Source organism: Arthrobacter sp. AD-310 (assembly GCF_054656615.1).
On record NZ_BAAHNO010000006.1, the window covers coordinates 172,009 to 187,978 of the forward strand.

Below are 15,970 nucleotides of genomic sequence, written 5' to 3' on the forward strand. Positions count from 1 at the left end.
TATGTCTGTAGCCACACCCAGCAAAGCCACTCCCGCGGCCACCGGCACTGCTGCCGGCGGATCCCGGATGCGTCCGGGCAAGCTTGCCGAGTCGGGCAGCCCGGCTGTCCGCCCGCCCGCGGCAGCCCACCTGAGCGACGAACAAGTGGCGGAGCTCGGCCGGGAACTGGATGCGATCCGTGACGAGATCCTGGCCAAGCGCGGAGCGGAAGACGCCGCCTACATCCGGCGGATGATCAAGATCCAGCGCGGCCTGGAGATCTCCGGCAGGGCCGCCCTGCTGGTTGGCAGGAACAAGGCCGCCTGGGTCACCGGCACCACGCTCCTGAGCCTGGCCAAGATCCTGGAAAACATGGAGCTCGGCCACAACATCCTGCACGGCCAGTGGGACTGGATGCGGGATCCGGACATCCACTCCACCACCTGGGAATGGGACTTCGTCACCCCCTCCCGTTCCTGGCAGCACACCCACAACGACCTGCACCACCGCTGGACCAACGTGGTGGGCAAGGACAACGACGTCGGATACAACCTCCTGCGCATGGACGAGGACCAGCCGTGGACGCCGAAGGCGCTGGGCAACCCGCTTTACAACGCGATCCTCGCGCCGGTGTTCGAGTGGGGCATCGCCATCTACGACCTCGAACTCGTGGACTACAAAGAGGGCAGGAAGTCCAAGGAGGCCCTCCTCAAGGACCTCAAGGCGCTGGGAAAAAAGGTGGTCACCCAGTTCACCAAGGACTACGCCGCCACCCCCGCCCTGGCCATGCTCACCGGCTCCGGAAAGCAGGCCCTCTACGGAACCCTCGCCGCGAACGCCATCCGCAACGTCTGGGCACATGCCGTCATCTTCTGCGGCCACTTCCCGGAAGGCACTGACACCTTCACCGAGGACATGGTGGACGGTGAAACCCGTGGCGACTGGTACGTCCGGCAGATGATCGGCTCCGCCAACATTTCCGGCTCGAAGTTCATGCACATCATGACCGGCAACCTCTCGCACCAGATTGAACACCACCTCTTCCCGGACCTGCCGTCCAACCGCTACGCGGAAGTGGCTCCGCGGGTCCGCGAGATCTGCCAGCGCTACGGCCTGAAGTACACCACCGGCCCGCTCATCAAGCAGGTGGGATCCTCCTGGGCCAAAGTCTTCAAGCTGGCACTGCCGGGCAAGGCTGCCAGAGCCTGATCCGGGTTACTGCCGCGGGCTGGGCGACAGGACCATGTCGTCCAGCTTCGGCAGGGTGTGCCGCAGCCGGTGCTCCGCCTGCCGGAGGATGCCGTCCACTGCGGAAAGCGCGCCGTCTTCCACCAGCACCGTCGCGGTGCCCTGCAGCCGGTGGCCATGCCAGCGCAGCTGCAGCCGCTCAACAGCAAGGACGCCGTCCGTTCCCTCTAATGCTGCGTGTGCGCGGGCAGCGAGGCCGGGTTCGATGCCGTCCATCAGGCGGCGGCCGATGCTGCGGATGGTGCCCCACAGCAGCACCATGATGGCCGCGGAAATCAGGAGCCCCACGATCGGGTCCGCCAGCGGGAACCCGAGCATCACGCCCGCCGCGCCCAGCACGACAGCCAGCGAGGTAAACCCGTCCGTCCGGGCGTGCACGCCGTCTGCCACCAGGGCTGCGGAGCCGATCTTCCGTCCCACCCGGATGCGGTAGATGGCCACTGCCTCGTTCCCGGCGAACCCGATCAGTCCGGCCGCCATCACCCAGCCGAGGTTGTGCAGGGGCTGCGGGTGGATCAGCCGGTCTACCGACTGCCAGCCCGCCACGATCGCGGAAAGCGCCACGACGGCCACGATGAACAGGCCGGCCAGGTCTTCTGCCCGGCCAAACCCGTACGTGTACCGGCGGGTGGCGGCCTTGCGGCCGAGGATGAACGCGACCCACAGGGGCACTGCCGTGAGGGCATCGGAAAAGTTGTGGATGGTATCGGCCAGCAAAGCAACGGAGCCGCTGAACAGCACCACCGCAAACTGGAGCACCGTGGTGGCCAGCAGGACGAAGAGGCTGATCTTCAGCGCGCGGATGCCCTCGGTACTGGCTTCCATGGCGTCATCGATGGAGTCGGCGGCGTCGTGGGTGTGCGGCACGAAGAGTTCCATCAGCCAGCCTTTGAGGCCGCCGTGGTGATGATGCCCATGGTCGTGGCCGTGGTCTCCGTGATGATGGTGCCCGTGGTCCTCCGCGTGCCCGTGGTGGTGCTGGTCAAGTCGCTGGTGGCTGCTCACTGCTTCTCCCCGTCCCTGCGGTGGTGCGCGGGCTGGCCGCCCAAGGCGTGCTCGGCCTGGAAGATGGCGTCCGCCACCAGCTGCCGGGCATGTTCGTTCTCCAGCCTGTACAGGACCCGGGTACCGTCCTGGCGGGTGGAGACCATCCTGGCCAACCGCATCTTCGCCAGGTGCTGGGAAACCGCGGCCGGGGATTTGCCCACCGCCCCAGCCAGGGCGCCGACGGCCATTTCGCCGTCGCGGAGGGCCAGGATGATGCGCACGCGGGTGGCATCGGCAAGCATCGAGAACACCTCCACCGCCAGCTCGACGTACTGGCTGTCAGTCCCCAGCGAGCAAGTCCTGTTATCTGCATTCATGCGCATATAGTGTCACAGTTGGACCGGCGGGCGCACTATGGTGACTGCCGCCGTCGTCGCTACCGGCGCACCCAAATGTGACCGCAGCCCTAGAGTAGGGAGTGCGCGGCCGGGGCATCCGCCCGCCCGCTCCATCAGTCTCGAAAGGAATCCGCCCGCACATGGCTTTCATTACCGTAGGAACTGAAAACAGCACGAACATCGAGCTCTACTACGAGGACCACGGCTCAGGCCAGCCGGTCGTTCTGATCCACGGCTACCCCCTGGACGGTGCATCCTGGGAAAAGCAGGCGGTGGCACTCCTGGACGCCGGCTACCGGGTGATCACCTACGACCGCCGGGGCTTCGGCAAGTCAAGCAAGACCACCGAAGGCTACGACTACGACACCTTCGCGGCCGACCTCAACACCGTGCTGACCACACTGGACCTGAATGACGTGGCACTGGTGGGCTTCTCGATGGGAACGGGCGAAATTGCCCGGTACCTGTCCACGTACGGCTCAGCCCGCGTGTCCCGCGCCGCGTTCCTGGCCTCGCTGGAACCATTCCTGCTCAAGACGGACGACAACCCGGACGGCGTCCCCCAGGAGGTCTTCGACGGGCTGACCGAAGCGGTCACGGCGGACCGGTACGCGTTCTTCACGGAGTTCTTCAAGAACTTCTACAACACGGACACGTTCCTGGGCACTTCGCGGCTCAGCCAGGAGTTCGTCACCCACAGCTGGAACACGGCCGTCAGTTCCGGGGCCACGGCTTCCGTGGACGCCCAGCCCACCTGGCTCACCGACTTCCGGGCGGACATCCCCAAGATCGACGTACCCGCTTTGATCCTGCACGGCACCGCGGACAACATCGTCCCCATCGATTCGTCCGGCCGGCTGTTCGCCAAGGCCCTGCCGTCAGCCGAATACGTCGAGATCGACGGTGCCCCCCACGGACTTCTTTGGACGCACGCGGCGGAGGTCAACGAGGCGCTGCTCGGCTTCCTGCGGAAGTAGGACGCAAACACTTCCGGCGGCGACGGAGGTCCGCCGCCGCCGGAAGTGAGCGGGCGCTTTGGGGTTTTCCTGCAGGAAGTGAGAGAGGGTTTACCAGCGGGGGCCGCCGCCACCGCCGCCCGGGCCCTGCTCGGCCGTGTACTCGCCGGCAGTAACGGTGCCCACCTCGGTGGCGCCGTCCAGAGACCCTTCGCCGATACCAGCGCTTACGGTGGCGGTGCCGCCGGTGTAGACCTTGTACTCCTCTCCGGCGGTGATCACCGCGGAGGAGAACACCAGGGAGGCGGTACCCTTGGTGGTCACGAACGCCGCGACGACGTTGCCGGAGGAATCTGCCACCTGGATGACCGTCCCTGCCGGAACGCTGGAACCGAGCGTCACCTGGACGCCGGACTGGGTGGACGATTCACCCGGCGTGACCACCATGCCCGCGCTGCCGGCGGCGGCCACGGTACCGCCCGTCACGGCCAGTTCTCCGTTGACGTCCAAGGCCCCGTTGCCGTTGTTTGTGGGCCCGTTCACCACCACGGTGCCGCCGGAAATGCCGGCGTTGCCGTTGGAGTCCAGACCGTCGCCCTGGGCGTTGATGGTCAGCAGGCCGCCGCTGACCTCCACGGTGTAGTCGCCCACCTCCATGCTGCCGCCGCCCATGCCACCGGCTCCGCTGCCGGACGCGGTGGTGCTGCTGCCGCCGGAGGCGTTTACGCCGTCGTCGTTCGCCGTCACCGTGGCGGTGCCGCCCTGCATGACGATGTGCTGGGCCTCGAGTCCTTCCTCGGATTCCTCCACGGTGGTGGTGCCGGCGGCGATGGTGAGGGTGTTGTAGGCCTTGATGCCGTCATCACCCGCGGACACGTTGAGGGTGCCCCCGTTGATGAGCACCCAGCCGCGGCCCTCATCGGTGTCGTTGTCGGACTTGAAGCCGTCGCCTGCGGCGCTGACCTGGTAGGCGCCGTCCAGCAGCACCGCGTAGTCCTTGCCCACGACGCCGTCGTCCGCGGCGTCCACGGTGACGGTGCCGGCGGCCAGGACGAGGCCGTCCTTGGAGCTGATGCCATCGTTGTACTTGCCGTCAACGGACAGCGATCCGCTGCCGGCGATGGTGAGGTCGGCCATGGAGTAAAGGGCGGCGTTGGGGGCATCCGTGCCCTGGTCTGTGTAGGTGGCGGCATCCGTGAGGGTGTTGCTGGTGCCGTCCTCGAGGTACACGATGGCCTCGTCAGCGCTCTGGACCACGAACGGCGAGCCCGTGGAACTGGTCACGGAGGCGCCGTCGAGGATGATCCGGACCAGGTCCTCCTCGCCGGCCGCCACCACCACCTGCCCGTCGGACAGCGAGCCGCTGAGCCGGTAGGTGCCGGCGGCGCTGACGGTGACCGTGTTGCCGTCCACCGTTACGGCGTCCGACGACGAGCCGGAGGCCACCGTGCTGGCGCCGTCCGCCAGGGTCACGGCTACTTCACTGGCGGCGTCCCAGGTGAGGTCGTCGGCGTCGTAGTGCGTATCCGTCGCGAGGGTGTCGAGGGAGACGGCCTGGGCGGTGCCGGTTGCAGTGGTGGACGTGGTGCCGGTGCCGCTGATGGCGGAAACACCGGTGGAGGCGGTGCCGGCGACGGAGCAGCCGGCCAGGCCGAAGGCGGCGGCCATCGCGGCGACGGAGAGGCAGGTGCGGAGGTTTTTCATGAGGAGTGTCCTTTGGTGGGAGTTTGTTAGGCGGCGGGCAGCAGGGCGAGGCTGCGGCGCAGAGTGCGGGTCCAACGGTTGGCGGGGAGGTCGGGGCTAAGGGCAGCCATGCCGGTGGCGAATTTGGAGATCCGGGAGGGCCGGACGCCGTGCGCCCAGAGGTGCCGGTCAAGGGGCCCTGCCGTGGAGCCTGACTTGGTTTCGAGGATGACGGCGTCGTCCAGGACCCAGGGGCGGTGCGACGGGCGCTGCCAGGTCACGTCCGTGTCGATGGTGGCCCGGCTGCCGGATTCCGGCAGGTAAAGGGTGGTGCGGTGGTACCGGGTTTCGATGACGGGTTCGAGCGGGCCGGCCGGCACCGAGCCCACCGCGGCGGTAAGGGTTTCCCGGACGTAGTCCAGGCCCTCGGCGGTGAGCCGGGCACGGTCCTCGATGCGGTAGGGAATCCGTTCCTTGACGGTTGCCTCACGGGCGCCCTCGGTCTTGACCTCCAGGAAGCTCACCGCGCTGTCCACGTAGGTCCGGGTGCGGATCTTGTACCGGCGGCGGCGGCCATGGGCGGCCAGCAGGTAGCTGTCCAGGTTGGCAGTGTCGAAGTAGACGGAGTCATAGGCGAAACTCCGGGATCCGTCCATCTCCAGGACCCGCATGCCGGCACTGAACGTGGCCAGCAGTTGGCGGGCCAGTGCGGTGGGGACCACGTATTTGCGGTCAACGCGGGTTTGCAGCGCGGCTTCGGCGTTGAGTTCGTCGAGTCCCACGGGGGGCAGCAGGTGGAGGATTCCGACGGCAGCACTTGCCGTGACGCTCATGCCGCACCTGCCGGAACGTTGAAGGCGGAGGCGGGTGCCGCCGTCGTGATGGCAGAAAGGCTGGCCGGCGCTTCCTGGGCTGCCGGTGCTGCCGGTGCCGCGGGGAAGGCTGCGGGGGAGTAGGCGTAGCGGACGTCGACGATGGTCTTGTCGTTGACCAGGTCGAGTTCGGAAATGGTGGCCGAGTGGACCTTGCCGTGCAGGACTTCCTCGAGCCGGGCGTAGAGTTCGCCGTCTTCGGCGATGGCGCGGTCCAGGACCACGGTCTGGTGGCGGTGCGCCGGCAGGACGCGGGGGTGGTCGCCGACGAACATCACCAGCAGGATCAGTGCCATCAGCGAACCGGTCAGCCAGAGGGGCTCGATGCCGAGGCCGGCGATCAGGCCAAGAGCCAGGGCGGAGAAGTAGTAGGCCACCTCGTGCTGTGCCAGCTCGGTGGACCGGAGCCGGATGATGGACAGGACACCGAAGAGGCCCAGGCCCAGTCCGAGCCCTGCGGCCGAGCCGGACAGCGCCGTTGCCACTGCCAGGACGCCCACGTTCATACCGAGGTAGGAGACCACCAGGTCGCGGCGGCGGTGCCGGCGCAGGTACAGGGCGAAGGTGAGGACGCTGATGGCGGCGAGGTCGGCGAGGATAAAGATTAGTGAATTCATGGGGTATCTCCGGGGTGTTTTCGGTGGACTGGTGTTTACTTTCCGGGCCCAAGCTGTGCGGGTGCTGTGACAGGACCTAGCCGGATATATGAGTGCCGGCGCACGCTTCGCGCGGAGTTGATTCCGCCCTGTTCCGGGCCTTGTGCGCGGTGAAAAGATAGCGCTGCTGCACCGCGAAGCTGACGGCGAGCAGGGTGATCTCGGCCAGGATTTTGGCCGGAAGCGCGGGAACTGACACAGCTTCCAGCGCCCGGATGAGCCCGAAGTTGGCGCCCAGCAGCACCGCCACGAGGCTGAAGTAGCGCACCCCCGTGGCTTTTGCGGGCCTCTGCTTCCCGTGTTTGAAGACCAGATGTCGGTTGACCAGGAAGTTGACGGCCGAGCTCACGGCCCGGGCGCCCAGCACGGCCAGGAGCAGCGAGTCGATGATGACCGTGAGCAGCAGGAACACCATGGTGTCCACGAGGAACGCCGTGAAGGACGATGCCAGGAACTTCACCAGCGGGGCGTAGATCCGGACCGAATCCGCCAGCGGGCGGAAGTGCGAGCCGGAGTTGTGGTCCAGGTAGACGGTGGCGATCTCCACGGACTGGATGGAGTAGCCCGCGTGCCTGGCCTCGAGCAGGACGTTCAGCTCGTATTCGTAGCGATCGCCGCGGACCGAACGCAGCCACGGCAGCATGGCGGCGGGGTAGCCGCGGAGGCCGGTCTGGGTGTCCGGGATGCGCTCGCCGGTGGCAAGGGTGAAGAGCGTTTTGGTTGCTGCGTTGCCGAACCGGCTCCGCATCGGAACGGTGCCCGTGAAGCTGCGGCTGCCCAGCACCATGGTGGCGGAGCCCCGCGGTTCGTGGTTGTTCTCCTGGACGGTGTCCGCGACCCGGAGGATGTCTTCCATCCGGTGCTGGCCGTCGCTGTCCGCGCACACCACGTCGTGCCCCGGCATGTTGTCCGCGATGAAGCCGAATCCGGCTTTGAGGGCGAACCCCTTCCCCTGGTTGCGGGCGTAACTGATGACGTGGCACCCGAGCGCCCTGGCGTCGTCGAACATGTCCTTGTAGGCGGGGCCGCTGCCGTCATCAACCACCACGACGGCGGCGAACGGCTCGGCGGCACGGATGCACCGGAGGAGGGCGGGGAGCTGCCGGTCCGGCTCATAGGCCGGGATCAGGATGACCATGACCGGCCCTACCCGGCGATGTAGAGGATGTCGGAGGTGCCGCGCTCCTTGTTCTGGCCAAGCGGGTTGTTCACCAGGTCCCCGTTGAAGTACATGGTGGAGGAACCGCCGCCGTCGATGTTGTAGGCGGTGGTCGCGCCCAGGCCCTGCATGATTTCGGCCAGGCCGGTCATGGTGACACCGGCGCTGTAGCCGGGGCTGCGGCCGTCCACCACGACGAACACCAGGTGGTTTTCGTCGATGACCCCTACGGCGGTGCGGGGCTGTTCGCCCTGGATGGAGTGGTTGCCGAAGTTGGTGTCCACCTCGACGTCCTCGATGCCGTCCGCGATCCCACCGTTGTCCAGCAGGGACGGGCCGAAGGACAGGGTGTTCCAAACGCCGTCGGCGACCAGTTGCTCCGCGGTGGTGGTGGTTTCGTTATAGACCTTGACCGTGCCGTCGCGGTAGAAGGCCAGGCCTTGGCGGGCGCCTTCGTCGCGGAACACCACGCCATTGCGGATCACGATGCCGGTGTCGCGGAACCCGTAGTAGTCGCCATTGATGGCGAAGAGGGCGTTGTTCGCCTCTGCGATGGCGGAGGTGGTTTCGGTGATGTTCTCCCCGAAGCTGTCGTTGGCGAAGGCGGACTGGAGGGTTGTCGCGTCCTCGAGGACGACGTCGGCGACGTAGTAGGTGACGGTGCTGTCGCCGCTGCCGGTGGTCATCGTGGAGATGTTGATGCTGGAAGTGTCGGACGTGTAGGACGTGGCCGTGGTGACTGACCCGGCGGACGTGGTGTCCGCCGTCGTAGCCGCCTGGCCGGTCCCGGACTGGCTGGCCTGGTAGGCGGAGACGTCGGAAATCTCCACGTGCTGGACAACGAACCTGTCCAGCGCCCAGGCGGTGGCGCCGCCGGCGGAGAGGGTGAGGGCGACCGCCCCCGCAATGACGGCGCGCCTGACGCGTCCGGGCTTACGGTGTTTCTGCTGCTGAGGAGTCATGCCTCATTTCTAGGCAGGCAAATTAGCAGAAGGATTTGCCGGATATGTGAGGAGCCTGTGAAACACCGGCGGGGGACAGTTGCATCGCCACCTCGCGGAGTTCCTTCGGATGGAAGGGCTTGGTGAGGTAGGCTGCGGCGCCTGACGCCATCCCGGCCAGGAGGTCGTCCTCCTCGGACCTGGCCGTCAGGAACAGCAGGGGCGCTTTGCTCCGGGCGCGGATGGCGCGGGCCACGTCGTGCCCGTCCATGTCCGGCAGGCCCAGATCCAAAGTGACCAGCGCGATGTCAGGGTCGCCCGCGGCGGCGATGCCGTCGGCACCGGTGGAGACAGCCTTCACCTCGAACCCCGCCCGCGCCAGGACCACGGTGATGAGTCCGCGGATGTCGCTGTCGTCTTCCACCACAAGGCAGACACGCTTCTTATCCATCTAAATGCCCCCCGGCCAAAAGTTGGCCCCATTCTACCTGTGCCCGGGCTGTTTTGCCGGAGAGTTTCCTACCCGTCGTAATGTGTGCGGGCGGGTCCCTGGCCCAGGGAATTAACGACGGCGGACGCCACGTCATGGAGCTTGGAATTGCGGGTGCTTGATGCTGTTTTCAGGATCTCGAAGGCGTCCTGCTGGCTGCACCTGTTCTGCGCCATGATGATGCCTACCGCCATGTCGATGACGGTCCGTGACTCCAGTGTCGCGCGCAGGTTCGCGGCCGTTTCGCTGTAGTGGGCGAACCGGACGGCCAGGCGCAGCGCCAGCGAGGTCTGGCTGACGAAATCCTCGGCGAATTCGAGGATCCGGCCGTCGAACCGGTTGGGTTTGCATGAGTACAGCAGCAAAGCGGCCTTCGTTTCGCCTTCCAGTTCAAAGGGCAGCGCCAACACCGAGCGGACTCCGTGGGCGGCCAGGGCAGCGGAGTACTCGGGCCAGCGGCCGTCCGCTTCGATATCCGGAACGTGGACGGTTTCCTGGTCCGTGGATGCGGCAAGGCTGGGGGTCTCGGCGTACTGGTGCTCAAGGCGGCCCAGGGCCTCTGCCTCCGGGCTGCTGCTGGCTACCGTAGCTGCTTTGCGCTGCCGGAGCAGGGTGATGGCGCACAGCATTTCGTCGCCGGGCTCGGAAAGGTTGCGTGCAGACACCTGCGCCAGTTCGTTGAGGAAATCCTCAACGTCGGCGCTGTTGAGCACGAGTTCATGCAGGTGCTCGGTAATGGATGTATCGGTTTTTGCTGTTGACTCGCTGGCCACGATTTTCTGGTGCCATTCGCTCAGGTCAAAACGAGCCGGCAACACAACCGTCCCGCCAAGGGGGCGGGGAACCGGTGACGGTCGCTGGATCGACGAACTTTCCAACGGCCTGCTGCTAAACCGATAACCACGAGTATATACACGCCCATGGAGGGCAGAACGTCATATTGGCGCGCGCCGGAGCCCTGCCCTCTGGCGCCCTGCAGGGCTCCGGCGGCAGAATGAAGCAGGCACCGGCGCTGCGATGGCAGGCCGGGAAAACCAGCGGCCGCCCGCCGGAGGGACACAGGACATGACCAGACTGCTCATCATCGGTCCGCCGGGTTCAGGCAAGGGGACGCAGGCCGAACACCTGGCCAGCCACTTCGGCGTCCCGGCGGTGTCCACCGGAGACATCTTCCGGCGCAACGTCAGCCAGGAGACGGAACTCGGCAGCCAGGCGGCACGGTACCTCGACGGCGGCGACTTCGTTCCGGATCACCTCACCAACGCGATGGTGAAAGACCGGCTCCTCGATCCGGACGTGAGGCGGGGCTTCCTGCTCGACGGCTATCCCCGCACCGCGCCGCAGGTGGTCGAACTGGACAACATGCTCGCCGCCCAGGGCCACGTCCTGGACGCCGTCATCGAACTCCGGGCACCCGACGCGGAACTGGAACAGCGGATGCGCCGCCGCGCCGGGGAGCAGGGGAGGACAGATGACACCGCGGACGTGTTCCGGCGCCGCCTGGACCTCTATCACCGTGAGACGCATGAAGTAGTCTCGGTGTACGCCGGCCGCGGGATCCTGCTCTCCGTGAACGGCAGCGGAGACCCGCGGGAGATCACCGCCGCGGCGATCGCCGCCGTCGAGAAATTCCTGGCCGCACCCCGCGCCTGACCGGCGTTCCCCTACGGAAGGACATCCTGATGCGAATTGCAGTCACCGGCGGAAGCGGAAAACTCGGGCGGCACGTGGTCCGGCGGCTCACTGCCGACGGTCACCAGGTCCTGAACCTGGACCGGGCCGGCGCCCGCAGCCCGGGACTCCTTGTGGTGGACCTGCGCGACTATGGCCAGGTGGTTGACGCACTGCTGGGGGTGGATGACAGGCACAGCGGTTTCGACGCCGTGGTGCACCTGGGTGCCATTCCCGCCCCGGGCATCCTTCCGGACGCGGCGACCTTTGAAAACAACATGCTTTCCACCTACAACGTCTTCCAGGCCGCCCGCCGCGCGGGCATCAAGAAGGTGGTCTACGCCTCCAGCGAGACGGTGCTGGGCCTGCCGTTCGACGTCGACCCGCCCTACATTCCCGTTGACGAGGAATATCCCGCCCGGCCGGAAAGCACCTACTCCCTGGTCAAGCACCTGGAGGAGCAGATGGCCGCGGAACTGACGCGCTGGGATCCGGAATTGAGCATCGTGGGGCTGCGGTTCTCCAACGTCATGGACGAGGAGGACTACGCCCGGTTCCCCTCCTTCGACGCCGATGCGACGCTGCGGAAGTGGAACCTCTGGGGCTACATCGACGGCAGGGACGGGGCACAGGCCGTGGCCAGGGCACTGGAAAACGGCCGGCCGGGATTCGAGGCGTTCATCATCGCCAACGCGGACACCGTCATGGGGCGCTCCAGCGCCAGCCTGGCAGCGGAAGTGTTTCCGGCGGTCAAGGTGACCAAGGAACTGGGCGAGCACGAGACCATGCTGTCCATCGACAAGGCGCGGCGCCTGCTGGGCTTTGAACCCCAACACAGCTGGCGCGGCACCGGCCCGAAAACCCCTAAAAAGCGCACTTCGCAGGAATCCCCAAGGGTTGGCGCAGGATCCTGCAAAGACCGGCCGGCGCAGCGTTCCGGGCTCCTATTCTTTTGGTATCAGCGGTGGTTCTCCCCGCCCCGCACCGCCAACTGCGATCCCAAGGACCCCAAAATTCGCTCCCCACTTTTTGCGCTGCCCGCCGCCGCAGCATTGGTCTCCGCCGTCGCCCTTTCCACCGCCGTGCCCGCCGCGGCAGCCCCTAAGGCGGAGCCGGAAGCAGCCGGCCGCTACATCGTCCAGTTCGCCGCCGGCGCCGACGTCGACGCGGAGGCGGCCAACCTGCGCGGGCAGGGACTCGGCGTCGGCCGTTCGTTCAAGCATGCCCTCCGCGGAGCCGTGATCACCGCAAGTCCCGCCCAGGCAGACGCGCTCGCCCGGTCCGGGCGCGTGGTGTCCGTCGAGGCTGACGCCCCCGTCACTCTTTCCGCCACCCAGCAGCCCGCACCGTGGGGCCTGGACCGGGTGGACCAGCGCGCCCTGCCGCTGTCCGGCTCCTATTCCTGGACCGCCGCCGGCGCCGGCGTGACCGCCTACGTTGTGGACACCGGTGTCCTGGCCTCCCACACCGACTTCGGCGGCAGGGTGGCCGCGGGCTGGACCGCCGTGGCGGACGGCCTGGGCTCCAGCGACTGCAACGGCCATGGCACGCACGTCGCCGGAACCGTCGCGGGAGCCACCTACGGCGTTGCCAAGGCAGCCACCGTCGTGCCCGTCCGCGTGCTCGACTGCAAAGGTTCCGGCTACAACTCCGACGTTGTGGCCGGGCTGGACTGGATCGCGGCCCACCATCCCGCGGGGGTGCCCGCGGTTGCCAACCTCAGCCTGGGCGGTCCCGCCAGTTCGGCCGTGGACACGGCCATCCAGGCCGTGATGAACGACGGCGTCTCCGCGGTGGTTGCCGCCGGCAATTCCGCCGTTGATGCATGCGGCAGTTCCCCCGCCCGGGTGCCTGGCGCCGTCACGGTTGCTGCCAGCGATTCGGCCGACCGGCAGGCGTCCTTTTCCAATTACGGCTCCTGCGTGGACCTCTACGCGCCCGGAGTCGGCATCACCTCCACGTACTACACTTCCCCAACGGCAACGGCGTCCATGTCCGGTACGTCGATGGCCGCGCCGCACGCGGCCGGTGCCGCCGCGGTGCTGCTGTCCCAAAACCCCGCCCTCACCCCTGCCCAGGTGGCAGGCTCCCTTGTGGGCGCCGCCACCACAGGAGCCATCACCGGCGCTACCGGCGGCACCCCCAACCGGCTGCTCTACTCCGCCGCCGCGGCTTCAGCCCCTGCACCCGCTCCGGCACCTGCCCCCACTGTTACGGCCGTGTCCCCGGGAGCAAACGCCACATCCGTGCCGGTCGGAACCAACGTGACCGCAACGTTCAGCGCTGCCGTCCAGGGCGTTACGTCCGCCACCTTCGTCCTCAAGAACGCGGCAGGCGGCACTGTCCCCGCAACCGTCACTTACAACGCGACCACCCGGACCGCCACGCTCGACCCGTCCGCCAGCCTGGCCGCCGACACCACCTACACGGCAACGCTCACGGGCGGAACCTCAGCCATCCGCGATACCGCAGGCACCCCGCTGGCTTCCACCAGCTGGTCCTTCCTGACCGGCCCTGCCCCCGTGGTTACCGGCACCACCCCCGGCAGCAACGCGTCCCTGGTGCGGCGCAGCAACAACATCAGCGTCACGTTCAGCGAGGCGGTCCAGGGCGTCAACGGGGCAACGTTCACGGTCAGGAACTCCGCCACGGGCGCCGTGGTCCCGGCCTCCGTGTTCCGGAACGGCACCACCAACCAGTGGATCCTCGACCCGCAGCAGGCCCTGGCCGCGAAGACCAAGTACACCGTCACCGTGACCGGTGGCGGGACCGCGGTACGGGACCTTGCGGGCAACCAGCTGGCCACCCGCACCTGGCAGTTCACCACCGGCTCCTTCTAGGGCGGCCTGCGCCAGCCCTGGCTATGGCAATTCGAGCAGGAACTCCTTCCGGCCGTGGGCGGCGCCGTTGATCTGCAGTTCGAGGGCATGGACGCCCGGATAGTGCACCCGGGTGGTCATCTGCCGGAAGGCGTGGCGTTTGGACAGTCTCCTGCTTTCGCCAGGGGCAAGGGCCAGGGTTGAGATCTTGAAGACCTTGGCGGACTGGCGGCCGTCCGCCTTGCGGTAATGGACCAGGTAGTCCACCGCCAGGCGGACATCCTCCGTCCCTGTATTGGACACTTCGAAAGTAAAGGCCAGTTCGCCCGGGAGCGTAAGGACGTCGCGGTCAAGGTGCGGTCCGCTGACGGCCACCTGTGCCGGGGTGAAACCGAGCAGCGCCAGGGCCTCCGGGTCCCCCTTTTTGATCAGGGTGCGCAGGCCGTGCCGGACCACCCGGCCGGTGTTGGCGTCGGGTTCGGCGAGCCAGCGGCGCGCGGTGTCAACCACCGTGCCGGGGGCATGCCGGGCAAGATCGTTGAGGTGGTTCGCCACCGAACGGCGCACGTATTCGGACGGATCCCGGTAGAGGGCTTCAAGGATGGGGACGGTGGCGTGGGGCTGTTGCGTGAGCGCCGGCACCCGGACTGCCCAGGGCAAGTACGGGCGGGTGCCCTCACTGGCGAGCCGCCGCACATGTTCATCCGGGCTGGCCGACCAGTCCAGGACCGTGCGCAGTGCCCGGTCCGGATCCCGCCCGAGCAGGCGGCGGACCGCGAACTCGCCGGTGAGCCGGGGCGTCAGCGCGGCCAGCAGGCCCAGGCAATCGTCGAAGTCCGCAACCGTTCCCGATTCCAGGGCAAGCGTCACCGCCGCCTCGGACACCGGCCAGAGGACCCACCCCGTGAATTCCGGAATGTCCAGGGCCGCACGGAAGGCGGCCGCCGCCGTCGGATAACCGGAAGAGGGGCTGGCGCGGACGTCGGCTGCGAGGGCGGTGGCCAGGAGGTCCGTGCGCGCGCGCAGACTAAGCCCGTCGAGCAAGGGAGCGCTCCCGGCTGTCCACTCCCATGCGACCCCCGGTGCCGTCTCCGCCAGGATCCTGGCGAGGGTCTCTACGCCGGCTGCATCAATCAGCTCGTTCATCACGCCCATACAGTCAGGCTACTGCCGGGGTACGACGAGCCCCGCTCCGCCGGGGCCTCGGTCGGGAAGATTCGTCCGGCCGCGGCCCCAAACATCGCAAAGCGGGATAATCTTCACCCTAGGCAACTCGCGGACCGAAGGACAGGCATGGCAGTGGGACAGCACGGATCGTCAGGGTCTGGAACGGGCAAACAGGGCAAGCACGCCGGCAAATGGCGGTATTTCCACGACAAGTTCGTTGTGGAGGAACGCTACCTGGAGCCCGCAGACAGGCGCGCGCTTTACCGCTACGCGGTGATCCTGGCGGTGGCCGGGGTGGCCTTGTTCATCGCCACGCTGGTCAGCGTGGTGCAGGCCGACGGGCTCTCGGCCGCCGACGGTCCGGTCCGTGACTGGCTCCTCGGTTTGAGGTCCGGAACCCTCACCGCCATCATGATCTTCCTGGCCGTGGTGTTCGGCCCCATCGCGCTTCCGATCATTGTCCTGGTGGTGGTTGTGGCATGGAGCCTCGCGGCAAAGCATGCCTGGCGCCCCATCCTGCTGGCCTCCGCAATGATCAGCGGGGTCATCATCTCGCAGATCATCCTGCAGATCGTCCGGCGCTCGCGGCCGCCCGTGGACCAGATGCTGTTCGGCATTGACCACACCTTCTCGTTCCCCTCCGGACACGTCCTTGGCGCCTGCGACTTCCTCCTGGTGGGTGCCTTCCTGATCTACTCGCGGCGCAAGGATACGCGCGCCGCCGTCTGGGGCTTCGTCGCGGCCGGGGTGGGGATCCTGCTGGCGGCCGTGAGCCGCCTGTATCTGGGATACCACTGGCTCAGTGACGCGCTGGCTTCCGTATCCCTCTCGCTGGTCATCCTGGGCGGGGTCATCGCCGTGGATACCTGGCGGACCGCCCGTATTCCGGGGGAACGGATCACGGGCGAGCTGTCCAAGGCAGAGGCGCCGCGGGAGTAGCCTT

15 protein-coding genes and 2 pseudogenes are annotated in these 15,970 nt (G+C 67.3%); 7 read left to right on the forward strand and 10 right to left on the reverse strand.

The genetic code is table 11. The features are described from left to right. The first annotated feature begins 1 nt into the window (after nucleotide 1). A complete protein-coding gene (locus ACYQ1Z_RS03850; RefSeq protein ID WP_459791176.1) occupies nucleotides 2–1,189 on the forward strand; it encodes a fatty acid desaturase family protein in 1,188 nt (395 codons plus the stop codon). 6 nt (nucleotides 1,190–1,195) lie between these two features. Here the strand turns inward: ACYQ1Z_RS03850 and ACYQ1Z_RS03855 are convergent, their stop codons facing one another. Continuing rightward, the gene (locus ACYQ1Z_RS03855; protein ID WP_459791233.1) at nucleotides 1,196–2,107 is read right to left on the reverse strand and encodes a cation diffusion facilitator family transporter; all 912 of its coding nucleotides are present in this window, start codon (nucleotides 2,105–2,107) and stop codon (nucleotides 1,196–1,198) included. A gap of 122 nt (nucleotides 2,108–2,229) precedes the next feature. Beyond that, the gene (locus ACYQ1Z_RS03860; protein WP_459791177.1) at nucleotides 2,230–2,592 is read right to left on the reverse strand and encodes an ArsR/SmtB family transcription factor; all 363 of its coding nucleotides are present in this window, start codon (nucleotides 2,590–2,592) and stop codon (nucleotides 2,230–2,232) included. A gap of 161 nt (nucleotides 2,593–2,753) precedes the next feature. On the opposite strand from ACYQ1Z_RS03860, the gene ACYQ1Z_RS03865 reads away from it, so the two are divergent. Further along, nucleotides 2,754–3,590, forward strand: a complete 837-nt coding sequence (locus ACYQ1Z_RS03865; protein ID WP_459791178.1) for an alpha/beta fold hydrolase — start codon at nucleotides 2,754–2,756, stop codon at nucleotides 3,588–3,590. A 90-nt stretch (nucleotides 3,591–3,680) separates the two neighbouring features. On the opposite strand, the gene ACYQ1Z_RS03870 is transcribed toward ACYQ1Z_RS03865, so the two are convergent. The 7 genes from ACYQ1Z_RS03870 to ACYQ1Z_RS03900 all read right to left on the reverse strand — a co-directional run bounded on the left by ACYQ1Z_RS03870 (nucleotide 3,681) and on the right by ACYQ1Z_RS03900 (nucleotide 10,143). After that, a complete protein-coding gene (locus tag ACYQ1Z_RS03870; protein WP_459791179.1) occupies nucleotides 3,681–5,273 on the reverse strand; it encodes a carbohydrate-binding domain-containing protein in 1,593 nt (530 codons plus the stop codon). Nucleotides 5,274–5,299: 26 nt separating this feature from the next. Then, nucleotides 5,300–6,085, reverse strand: a complete 786-nt coding sequence (locus tag ACYQ1Z_RS03875) for a polyphosphate polymerase domain-containing protein (protein WP_459791180.1) — start codon at nucleotides 6,083–6,085, stop codon at nucleotides 5,300–5,302. Then, nucleotides 6,082–6,741 carry a DUF4956 domain-containing protein gene (locus ACYQ1Z_RS03880; RefSeq protein WP_459791181.1) on the reverse strand — a complete coding sequence of 220 codons (660 nt, stop codon included), beginning with the start codon at nucleotides 6,739–6,741 and terminating at the stop codon, nucleotides 6,082–6,084. Before ACYQ1Z_RS03880 ends, ACYQ1Z_RS03875 begins: the two co-directional genes overlap by 4 nt. A 76-nt stretch (nucleotides 6,742–6,817) precedes the next feature. Continuing rightward, nucleotides 6,818–7,918 (reverse strand): GtrA family protein, encoded by a 1,101-nt coding sequence (locus ACYQ1Z_RS03885; protein WP_459791182.1) that lies wholly within the window; start codon nucleotides 7,916–7,918, stop codon nucleotides 6,818–6,820. Between the two features lie 8 nt (nucleotides 7,919–7,926). Then, a complete protein-coding gene (locus tag ACYQ1Z_RS03890) occupies nucleotides 7,927–8,901 on the reverse strand; it encodes a phosphodiester glycosidase family protein (protein ID WP_459791183.1) in 975 nt (324 codons plus the stop codon). Between the two features lie 22 nt (nucleotides 8,902–8,923). After that, nucleotides 8,924–9,331 carry a response regulator transcription factor gene (locus tag ACYQ1Z_RS03895; protein WP_459791184.1) on the reverse strand — a complete coding sequence of 136 codons (408 nt, stop codon included), beginning with the start codon at nucleotides 9,329–9,331 and terminating at the stop codon, nucleotides 8,924–8,926. A gap of 68 nt (nucleotides 9,332–9,399) precedes the next feature. Then, nucleotides 9,400–10,143 (reverse strand): GAF and ANTAR domain-containing protein, encoded by a 744-nt coding sequence (locus ACYQ1Z_RS03900; protein WP_459791234.1) that lies wholly within the window; start codon nucleotides 10,141–10,143, stop codon nucleotides 9,400–9,402. 292 nt (nucleotides 10,144–10,435) lie between these two features. Here ACYQ1Z_RS03900 and ACYQ1Z_RS03905 point away from each other — a divergent pair, with 292 nt between their 5' ends. From ACYQ1Z_RS03905 to ACYQ1Z_RS03920, 4 genes and pseudogenes are all read left to right on the forward strand, one after another. Continuing rightward, nucleotides 10,436–11,023 carry an adenylate kinase gene (locus ACYQ1Z_RS03905; RefSeq protein ID WP_459791185.1) on the forward strand — a complete coding sequence of 196 codons (588 nt, stop codon included), beginning with the start codon at nucleotides 10,436–10,438 and terminating at the stop codon, nucleotides 11,021–11,023. 29 nt (nucleotides 11,024–11,052) lie between these two features. Next, a pseudogene (locus ACYQ1Z_RS03910) lies at nucleotides 11,053–11,886 on the forward strand (NAD-dependent epimerase/dehydratase family protein); the annotation flags it as partial. 585 nt (nucleotides 11,887–12,471) lie between these two features. Beyond that, nucleotides 12,472–13,146, forward strand: a pseudogene (locus ACYQ1Z_RS03915) (S8 family peptidase); the annotation flags it as partial. Further along, nucleotides 13,135–13,881: an Ig-like domain-containing domain gene (locus tag ACYQ1Z_RS03920; RefSeq protein ID WP_459791235.1), complete on the forward strand. Its 747-nt coding sequence runs from the start codon at nucleotides 13,135–13,137 to the stop codon at nucleotides 13,879–13,881. The pseudogene ACYQ1Z_RS03915 and the gene ACYQ1Z_RS03920, both read left to right, overlap by 12 nt. 21 nt (nucleotides 13,882–13,902) lie before the next feature. Here the strand turns inward: ACYQ1Z_RS03920 and ACYQ1Z_RS03925 are convergent, their stop codons facing one another. Further along, nucleotides 13,903–15,015 (reverse strand): DNA alkylation repair protein, encoded by a 1,113-nt coding sequence (locus ACYQ1Z_RS03925; protein ID WP_459791186.1) that lies wholly within the window; start codon nucleotides 15,013–15,015, stop codon nucleotides 13,903–13,905. Between the two features lie 138 nt (nucleotides 15,016–15,153). On the opposite strand from ACYQ1Z_RS03925, the gene ACYQ1Z_RS03930 reads away from it, so the two are divergent. After that, complete coding sequence (locus ACYQ1Z_RS03930; protein WP_459791187.1) at nucleotides 15,154–15,966, forward strand: phosphatase PAP2 family protein; 813 nt, start codon at nucleotides 15,154–15,156, stop codon at nucleotides 15,964–15,966. The last annotated feature ends 4 nt before the right edge of the window (nucleotides 15,967–15,970 follow it).